Annotated in this window: 1 protein-coding gene; it reads left to right on the top strand. The window is 43.6% G+C overall.

Annotated features, from left to right (window positions below; genetic code table 11):
* Positions 1–198: 198 nt before the first annotated feature.
* The coding region (locus A3O17_RS05300) for a mucin-binding protein (protein ID WP_064572385.1) at positions 199–11,690 on the top strand (11,492 nt) is incomplete at its 3' end.

Genomic DNA, 11,690 nt, shown 5'->3' with positions numbered 1-11,690 from the left:
TACTAAATGTTATAGACCCTGAAAATCAAATTTCCTTTTTTATTTAAAGTTTAAAAATTAGTTAAAAAGCCTAAATATAAAGGCTTATGATTTGGTCAAGTATAAATAACTGATATAATCTTCTATGTAAAACTAATAAGTAGTTATAAGGGTTAGATTAAGATATAGTATATAAAATAATTTAATTGGGAGAATAAAATGAAAAGTAAGAGTTATATTGGAAATCGTTATAATCGTGTAAAGTTATATAAGAAAGGCAAGTTTTGGGTGGCATCGTCAATTACCTTTTTATCATTAGGAATTGGTGCCGGTGTCAGCACAGTTCATGCTGCAAACATTTCATCAAGCAGTCGCAATGAAGAAGTCGAAGAAGTATCCTCTTCAAGTGCGTCAAAAATCAATGCCCGGTCATTTTCTTCAATTCACATGCAACCGCAATCAGTTGCAAGTTCAGTGATTGAAGCGAGTGCTAGTCAAAAATCAAGTTCAATTAGTTCAAGCTGCGAATCACAATCTCAAACTGATTCATCAGTTTCAAGTTCGGTTCAAAGCAGCTCATCAATCAGTTCAGCTTCATCAACAAGCAAACAATCATCAGCTGTGAAATCATCAAGCAGCAAGCAAGCATCTTCATCAAGTGAAGAAGCTTCTTCAGTGCACTCTTCAAGCGTTCAAGGTTCATCAAGTTCAGTTGGCGCTTCAAAGGAGAGCGCAGAGCATTCTTCAAGTGCTTCAACTGCAAGTTCAATGGGCAAGATTGCTGGCGTAACGGCTGATAAAGCATTGGCAAGTGATCTCACAAACAAGGAAGATTCTGTTTTAGGTGCCAATGCCGGAACAAAGCTCGTTCAAAGTACACCGGTGATCGCTAACCGGAAGAATGACGAAGAAGACCAAGCAAATGATAATGCGACAAGTTTAAAAGAATCTGCTAAAGTTGAAAATTTATCTAAATTGCGTTCATTGAATTCAATGTTAGATTCAAGTGCTGATGATTATACTTATGGGGATTGGACATTTTATTTTATGTCAACGAATGGAAAGATTATTCATTCCCCAATCGGAATGTCAAATTTATATGGGAATCAAGTAAGGGAAAATATTAAACCTATTATCCAGACAATTGAAAATGAAGGATACCAATATATGTATGATTGGCCAATTACAATCAGTAGTGATGATGGTAATGGTAATGGTGAATTTATTGGATACTATACACTTTTTTTCAAACCTATCCCGCGGAAACAAGGACAACCTGTAACCGTTAAATACGTTACAAATAGCGGCAAGACCTTAGGAACAGGAACAGCTGATTATACTTCACCAAGTGGCGATACGGATACAACGCCATACATCGGTGACACATACTCAACAAGTGCCGAAACGTTTAAGGGTTACCACTTGGTTAAAAATCCAAGTAATGCAACGGGAACGGTAACAAGCAGCGCCCAAACGGTAACGTATACGTATGCCCCTGATACCCAAAAGGTAACGATCAATTATATTGATCCATCAGAAGGAACGATTGTTGATTCAGATACCGTGACGGTTTCATACGGCACAAATACAGATTATAATGCTCAACAATACGTTAACGAAAATATGCCGGGATATGAAATTTCAGGTTCAGACTTACCATCAAACGGCGTGCTTTCATACGGTTCAGCAACTTCGTATTCGGTTTATTTGAACCATAAAATTGATACAACAACGCAAACATCAACGTATACGCAAACAATCAAGTATCAATACGCCAATGGTAGTCAAGCCGAACCAACGAAGACCACAACGGTAACCTTTACCCGGACAGTAAAAACTGACGAAGTTACGGGTGTGCAAACAGTTGGCAACTGGACAACCAGCGATTCAACGAGTTTACCAGCCGTAACATCACCAACGATTGCGGGTTATACTCCAAGCCAAGTTACGGTTCCGGCCGTAACGGCAACGCCAGGTGGCAGTGATAACCAAACAGTTACGTATAATCCAAACCAAGAATCAATGACAATTACGTATTACGATGCCGACGAAGGTAAAGTATTGTCAACGAAGGTTCTTCAAGGTGGTTACGGTACCAAACCAGACTATGATTATCAAAGCGTAATTGCTCAATACGAAAAAGAAGGCTATAAGGTTGAACGGAGTACGATTCCGTCAACGGGGTTAGTGTTCACTAATTCAGATAGCCAAAGCTACGAAGTTGATTTGACACATACATCGACTGTTCTTCCGCCAGATTCGCCAAATCTGACAAAAACAATTAAGAACACGATTAAATATATTTATGCTGATGGATCACAAGCAGCTCAAAGTGTTGTCCAAACAATTACGTATACGCGGACAGCGACAAAGGATAACGTTACGGGGGCAATTTCATATTCAAATTGGAAGACCACGACTAATCCGGCTGAATTTCCGTCAGTGAAATCACCGACGATTGCAGGATACACGCCAAGTAAGGCAGAAAGCGGAGTAGTTCCAATTTCATCTGATAGTGCTGATTCAACGGAAACAATTATTTACACAAAGAATGGCGGAACCCAAACACCACAATCAGATACGAAAACAACGGTTACAGAAACCGTTTACTTTGTTGACGAAAACGGAAACCAATTAAAGGATCCGTATACCGCAACAATTACGTTTACCCGGACAAAGAATAGCAACGGGACGTATACTGCATGGCAACCAGTTGGCGGTAAGGTTGATTTCCCAGCTGTTGACGCACCGGAAATTGCCGGTTATACCCCGAATGAATCCCAAGTGCCGATGATCACAAACGTTTCAGCAACGACCGCTAATATTTCAAAGACAATCGTTTACACCCCGATCCAAGGGACAGTTGTCTTTAATTATTATGATGAAACTGACGGCGGTAAGTTAGTTTATACAACAACCCAAAGCGGTGATCACGGAACAACGATTCCAAACGATGTGCAAAAGTACATTGCAGGATTTGAAGATAACGGGTATGTTCTCGATAAGGCAAAGAGTGATGTTCCAAGTGGAACAACGATTGAATTTAACGAAAGTACGCAAACATTCAACATTTACTTTACTCACGGAACGACCACAACGACGCAAACGTCAACGGTTACCCAAACGATCAATTATCAATATTCTAACGGGAAACAGGCAGCAACGCCGCATACCGCAACGATTACATTTACGCGGACAGCAACGCGTGATAATGTAACGAACCAATATACTTATGGTCAATGGACTTCATCAACGAATGAATTTCCAGCCGTAACATCGCCAACGATTACAGGTTACACGGCATCGGTCAGCGTTGTTCCTGCGGTAACGGACGTTGAAGAAGGCGACACGATCGCGCCAACAACGGTCATTTATACCCCGATTCAAGAATCAGTCACGGTTAAATACGTTGATGATACAACTGGTCAATTAATTACATCAGTTACATTAAAAGGAAATTACGGTTCGACATCTGATTACTCAACAAAGAATGCAATCAGCCAGTTAGAATCAAAGGGTTATGTCTTGGTTAAGGATGGGTTCCCATCAACTGGCATTACCTTTGGTAAGAGTGCATCAACATACACGGTCGACTTTACAGAAGGGATTACCGATTCAACGCAAACCGAAACGGTAAAGCAAAAGATCAACTATGTTGACCAAAACGGCAATCAAATTGCTGATCCGCATGAAACAACGATCACATTCACGCGGCCAACTGAAAAGAATAACGTTACTGGAGTTGTCACGAACGGTGCATGGACCCCGGCTAGTTCAGTGTTCCCTCAAGTTGCTTCACCAAAGATCACGGGTTATACCCCAAGTGCAACTGAAAGTACGGCGGTTACGGTCAATCCAGATAATCCGGAAGATAATACGCAAACCATCACGTATACACCGAATAAGGAAACCGCAATTGTTCAATACTACGATGAAACAACGGGCAAAGTATTGTCATCAGTAACCTTAACGGGAAATTACGGAACTCAAAGCAGTTATAACCCGGCTCCAACATTGATGAAGTATATCCAACAAGGATACCAACTTGTCAGTGATAACCTTCCAGTTGGAGGAATCGACTTTAACTATGATGGCACAACGCCAACATATAAGATCGTTTTGAAACATGCGACCCGGACGGATTCGGTTTCAAGCAATCCAGATAATTTGCCAACTGATAATCTGCAAAAGACGGTCAGTGAAACGATTAACTATGTTTACGGCAAGGATGCCGGTTCATTAGCTGGAACAAAGGCTGCTGATTCAGTAACCAAGACAGTTACATTTACGCGGACAGCAACGGTTGACCAGGTAACGCATCAGGTAATTTCATACGGGGCATGGACACCAACAACGGGTCAATACCCAGCAGTAACATCCCCAACGATCACGGGGTATACACCTGATCAAGCAACGGTGGCTGCTCAAAGCAACATTACCCCAAGTTCAACCAACTCAACGGTTACCGTAACGTACAATCCAAATCAGGAGAAGTTTACGGTTAAGTTTGTTGATCAAACAGAAAACAATAAAGTTTTAGATACAGTTACAGAAACGGGAGCCTATGATACCAAGTCATCATATTCTCCTGAAAGTGAAATTGAGTCATATGAAAAGCAAGGATATCTTTTAGTTTCAAACGGATACCCGACGGATGGTTATACCTTCAATCAGGATGGGGCTGACCCAACCTTTACGATTGTTTTGAAGCACAATATTACACAAGATACAACAACCAATAACCCAGATAACGTTGCTGGATTATCAAGCACAGTTGACCAAACGATTAACTATGTTTACGGTTCAAATACAGGAAAAGCAGGGCAAACAGCTGCTCCGACGAAGACAACGACGGTTACATTTACCCGGAGTGCTTCATATGACCACGTAACAAAGCAAGTTACTTATGGCGCTTGGACCCCGGCAAGCGGGAGTTTCCCGGCCGTAACATCACCAACGATTGCAGGTTACACGCCAAGTGCAGCCTCATCAACGGCAGTTACGGTTGCTCCAGGTGCAAGCAATAATACGCAAACAATTACGTATAACGCCAATGACGAATCAGCGAAGATCGAATACATTGATCAAACGGACAATAACTCGATCATTAAGACTGACACCGTTAATGGTGTATTTGGTCAAACCGTCAGCTATGATTCAGCAGATGAGATCAAAGCGCTTGAAGCGAAGGGCTATCAATTAGTTTCAAACGGGGTTAAGAATAACCAAATCACGTTTACAAATGGTTCAAATCAGGTATACCAAATTGTTTTGAAACACGGGACAACAACTGAGACCCCATCAAGCAACCCCGATAACCTTGATTTGACAAAGACGGTTAGCAGGACGATTAATTACCAATATCAAAACGGTTCGCAAGCAGCTAACCCAGTAACGAATTCCGTAACGTTTACGCGGACGGCAACGAAGGATAACGTCACGGGGAAGGTTACCTATACTGCATGGACAAGTACGGGCAACGCTGAATACCCAGCGGTAACGTCACCAGCAATTACGGGCTACACTGCAAGCCAAACCCAAGTGGCAGCATCACCAGTAGCAGCAACGGATTCAAATTCAACGGTTACGGTTACGTATACCCCCAACCAAGAAAAGGCAACCGTAACGTTTATTGACGATACAACCGGAAAGACGTTATCAACCGAAACATTGACGGGGGCTTACAACACGGATTCAAATTACGATCCGCAAGCCACGATCGACTCATATGAAAAGCAAGGCTATCAATTAGTCAGCGATGATTACCCGACAAATGGGGCAGTCTTCGGTAAAGCCGGGGTTGTGCAAAACTACCAAGTTCACTTGAAAGAAGCAACGGAAACCTTTACGCCTTCAAATTCAGATGGACTTGATTTGAAGCACACGGTAACGCAAACGATTCATTACGTATACAGTAATGGGAAACAAGCTGCTCCGGACGCAACGGCTTCAATTACGTTCAACCGGACGGCAACGAAAGATGAAGTAACTGGGGCAATTACGTATACGCCATGGACGGTTGCAAGTTCAAGCGATGATTTTCCAGCAGTCAAATCACCAACGATTACCGGCTATACTCCAAGTGCAACGGCTTCAACAGCGGTTGATAATGTGACTGAAAGTACACCGGATAACGTTCAAACGATTACGTATACGCCAAATAAGGAAACGGCAACGGTGAAGTATGTTGACCAAACAACTGGCAAGACCCTTCAAACTGTAACGGTCAATGGGGTTTATGATGGGACAACTGCATACGATCCAACATCTGTAATTCAAGGTTATGAAAAACAAGGATACGTTCTTGTAAACAATGGCGTTCCAGCTAACGGAATTACATTCAGTCAAGATGGGGTAACTCCAACCTATACGGTTACCTTGAAACACGGAACGACAACGTATACTTCAACGAATAACCCAGCTGGTCTTGACTTAAGCAATACGGTTACGCATACAGTTCATTACGTATACAGTACCGGCGGTCAAGCTCAACCGGATAATACGCAAAAGATTACCTTTACGCGGACCGCAACGAAGGATAACGTTACGGGAACGATCACATACAGCAACTGGGGTCCAGCATCTGGAACCTTTAGTTCAGTGACGACGCCAACAATTGCCGGTTACACTCCGAGTGCAACTTCAAGTACGGCAGTTTCAGGGGTAACAGCTACAAGTGCTAATAGCTCGCAAACGATTACGTACACGCCAAATGAAGAAACGGCAACGGTAACGTATGTTGACGATACAACGAACCAAACGATCAAGACGGTTACGTTGACCGGGGCATTCGGCTCAACTTCAGATTACTCAACAGCATCTGAAATCAGTACGCTTGAAAAAGCAGGCTACCAACTTGTAAGCAATAACTATCCAAATGGCGGAGTTAAGTTCGATGAAAACGGTGAAGTGCAACACTTTACGGTTCATTTGAAACACACTTATACAACCGAAACGCCAACAAATAACCCGGATGGCCTTGATCTCAGCAACACGGTAACGCAAACGATTAAATACGTTTACAATACAGGTAAGCAAGCTGCGCCAACGAAGACAACTTCAATTACCTTCACGCGGACCGCAACGAAGGATAACGTTACGGGCAAGATCGTGGGCTACACAAACTGGACCACAACGGGAAGCAACTCATTCCCATCAGTTGTTTCACCAACGATCACGGGCTACACGCCAAATCCGACAGCAACAACTGCTGTGGATAATTTGACGGGAACATCTGCAAACAATGTTCAAACTGTAACTTATTCACCAAACCAAGAAAAAGCAACGGTTACATTTGTTGATGAAACAACCGGCAAGACATTGCAAACGGTAACCTTGACGGGCGCATATGGAACAACCGATTCATACAACCCGCAAAGTGTCATTCAACAATATGAAGCTCAAGGTTACGAAGTTTCAAGCGATAACTATCCTTCAAATGGAGTAAACTTTGACGAAGACGGCAAGGCTCAAAACTTCACGATTGGATTGACCCATAAGACGACCCAATCAACGCAGGCAAAGACCGTTACCCAAACGATCAACTATGTATACAGCAACGGCAAGCAGGCTGCTCCAACGAAGAAAACTTCGATCACCTTTACGCGGACGGCAACGAAGGATCAAGTAACGGGAGCGATCACCTATACTTCTTGGACAAGCGGAAAGACAAGTTTCCCAGCCGTTGATTCACCAGCAATTACGGGTTACACCCCAGATAAGAAGGTCGTTTCGGCAGTTACGGGAGTTAACGTCAATACTCCGGCGGACAATGTCACGGTAACGTATACTCCAAATCAGGAAACAGCAAGTGTTCAATACATTGACGACACAACTGGTCAGGTGATCAAGACCGTTTCATTGAGTGGAGCATACAACTCGAAGTCGGATTATGACCCAGATAGTCAGATCCAAAGCTACGAAAAGCAAGGATATAAATTAGTAAGCAATGATTACCCAGCAAACGGGGCAATCTTCGGTGAAGATGGCAAACAACAGGTTTACCAAATTCACTTAACTGAAACAACAACGCAATATACACCAAGCAATAATCCTGAAAAGCTTGATTTGACAGACACGGTAACGCATACCGTTAAGTATCAGTATCAAGATGGGATAACGGCGGCCGATTCAAAGACGGCAAGTGTAACGTTTACGCGGGACGCAACGAAGAACAATGTAACCGGCGTGATCACGTACACTCCATGGACACCGGCAATCAGCAACTTCCCACAAGAAGTTTCACCAACGATTACGGGTTACACTCCAAGTGTTGCTCAAACAGCAGCAATTGCAGTTAAACCAGGTGATCAAAATTCAACCCAAACCGTTGTTTACACGCCAAACCAGGAAAAAATTACGGTAACGTATATTGATCAAACGACGGGAAAGACATTGCAAGTCGTAACCTTGACCGGCGCATATAATACGAAGGCCAACTACGATCCGCAACAACAGATCCAAGATTACGAAAATCAAGGATATCAACTTGTTGATAATTCTTATCCACAAGGCGGCGCAACCTTCAGTCAAGACGGAACGGTTATGAACTACAATATCTACTTGAAGCACAAGGACGATAACAACCCAACCGGCTTAGACTTGAATCATACCGTTACCGAGACGATCAAGTACGTATACAGTAACGGTAAGGAAGCCGCTCCAAGCAAGACGGTTACGTTAACATTCCACCGGGATGCAACGAAAGACGATGTTACAGGGAAAGTAACTTATGGTGCATGGACGCCAGTTGATGGGACGAACTTCCCAGCAGTTGACAGTCCAGCAATCACGGGGTACACGCCAAGTCAAAGCGTTGTGAATGCAATCAACAACGTGAGTGAAGCAACCCCAGATTACACCACCACGGTGACATATACTCCAAACCAAGAAAAGGCAACGGTAACGTATATTGACGATACGACCGGTAAGACAATTACGGTTGCAAACTTGACCGGAGCATATGATACAACTTCAAGTTACAGTCCAGCCACTACGATCAAGCAGCTTGAAGGCGAAGGATACGAAGTTGTCAGCGATGATTATCCACAAGGTGGAGTTGTCTTCGATCAAGATGGCAAAGTGCAAAGCTTTACGATCCATTTGAAACACAAGACAACAACGGAAACAGCAACGAATAATCCGGATCACTTAGATTTGAGTCACACGATCACCCAAACGATCAAGTACCAATATGCTGATGGCACAACAGCAAGTCAACCGCATACTGCTCAAATCACGTACACCCGGACAGCAACGAAAGACGATGTTACGGGCAAAGTAACGTATAGTGACTGGACAGCTGCAAGCAATGACTTCCCAGCCGTTGATTCACCAACGATTACAGGATATACGCCAAGTCAATCAGTTGTTGGTCCAGTGCAAGTTACCCCAACAAGTGCTGATCAAACAACGGTTGTCACGTATACTGCTGACCAAGAAACAGCAACGGTAACGTACATTGATGACACCACTGGTAAAGTTTTGAACAAACAAACTTTGACAGGAGCATACGGCTCAAAGGCCAACTACGATATTCAAGGTCAAATCAAGAACTTTGAAAATCATGGATACCAATTAGTCAGCGATGACTATCCGGCAAACGGTGAAGTCTTCAACAATCCAGGACATGTGAATAAGTATGTTGTTCACTTGAAACACAAAGTGACAAGCGACTCAACAACAAGCAATCCAGATAATGTTGCAGACTTAACGAAGACTGTCAGCGAAACGATCACTTATACGTATGCGGACGGTAAACCAGCCGCTCAAAGCGTAACGAACAAGGTAACGTTTACGCGGACAGCAACCAAAGACCAAGTTACTGGCAAAGTAACTTACGGCGCATGGACGCCAGCTGGCAATGACGATTTCCCAGCCGTTGCTTCACCAACGATCACCGGTTACACTCCAAGTGTTGCTCAAGTGGGAGCTGTGAATAACGTGGCTGCCAATGCAAGTAACATTGTGAAGAACGTTGTTTATACTCCAAACGAAGAAAAAGCAACGGTTACATTTGTGGATGCAACAACGGGGAAGACAATTTCAGTTACTGATTTGACGGGCCCATTCGGTTCAACGTCAGATTACAGTCCAGCGGCAACGATCAAGCAGCTTGAAAATCAAGGCTATGAAGTTGTTAGCGACAATTATCCACAAGGTGGCGTCGTCTTCAACCAGGATGGAACGGTGAAGAACTACACGATCACGTTGAAGCATAAGGTTGAAACTTTGACGCCAGATAACGACCCAATGGGATTGACATTGAGTCACAAGATTACCCGGACGATCAAGTATCAATTTGCAAACGGTGATCAAGCTGCACCAAGTAAGATTGAAACGATCACGTTTGGACGGACCGCAACGGTTGATGAAGTAACTCACCAAGTCACATATTCACCGTGGAAGGTTGAAGGGGCAGATGATTTTGCACCAGTTGCTTCACCAAAGGTTCGGGACTATACTCCGAATATCCAAACGGTCGGCGCAGTGGATAACGTTGCTGAAAATCATCCGAATATCACGCAAACCGTAACGTATGACCTTGATAAAGAAAAGGCGACGGTTTCATATGTTGATATCACAACTGGCAAAGTTTTATCAACAGATGATTTAACGGGTGATTTTGGAACAGCTTCAGATTATGATCCACAAGCAGTGATCGATAAGTATGAAAGCAAAGGCTATCAATTTGTAAAGAGCGATTATCCAGCAAATGGCAAAGTCTTTGGCCAAAATGGAGTTGTTCAACACTACATCATTCAGTTAAAGGAAAAGACAACGAACTATACGCCGGATAATAATCCGAAGAAGCTTGACTTAACGAAGACGGTTACCCGGACGATCAATTACGTGGACGCCAACGGTAAACAGATGGCTCCAAGCGTAACGCAAACGATCACGTTTACGCGGAACGCAACGGTCAACGAAGTTACAGGTCAAGTAACGTACACTGACTGGCAACCAAGTGGCAACGATGATTACAACGCAGTTGAATCACCAGCCGTTAAGGGTTACACGCCAAGCACGACCCAAGTTGGCGCGGTCGATGACGTTCCAGCAACGGCAACGAACACCGTAACGAACGTTGTTTACACGGCAAACAAGGAAAACGCAACGGTAACATACGTTGATGAAACAACCGGCAAGGTATTGTCAACCGCAACGTTGACCGGTCCATACGATTCAACGTCAAGTTACGATCCACAAGCAGTAATTGATAAGTACGAAAGTGAAGGTTACCAGTTGGTAAGCAATGATTATCCAACAAACGGACAAATCTTTGGCGAAGACGGAGTAACCCAACACTTCACGATCAAGTTTACGGAAAAGACAAGCAACTATACGCCGGAAAATAATCCGAAGAAGCTTGACTTAACGAAGACGGTTACCCGGACGATCAATTACGTGGATGCGAACGGTAAACAGTTGGCTCCAAGCGTAACGCAAACGATCACGTTTACGCGGAGCGCAACGGTCAACGAGGTTACGGGTCAAGTAACTTACACTGACTGGCAACCAAGCGGCAGTGACAGCTACAACGCAGTTGAATCGCCAACTGTGAAGGGCTACACGCCAACGCAAAAGACAGTTGAAGCTGAAAACAACGTTTCAGTAAATTCAACTGATCAAGTTGTCAATGTCGTCTACACGGCTGATAAACCAGCAACACCGGAACACAAGCCAAGTGAACCGGACAAGAAGCCAGTTAC

It is taken from the genome of Ligilactobacillus aviarius, assembly GCF_001654615.1.
GTDB classification, from domain to species: Bacteria; Bacillota; Bacilli; order Lactobacillales; family Lactobacillaceae; genus Ligilactobacillus; species Ligilactobacillus aviarius_B.
Note: the sequence above shows the minus strand (reverse complement) of the source record. Positions and strands in the feature narration are given on the sequence as shown.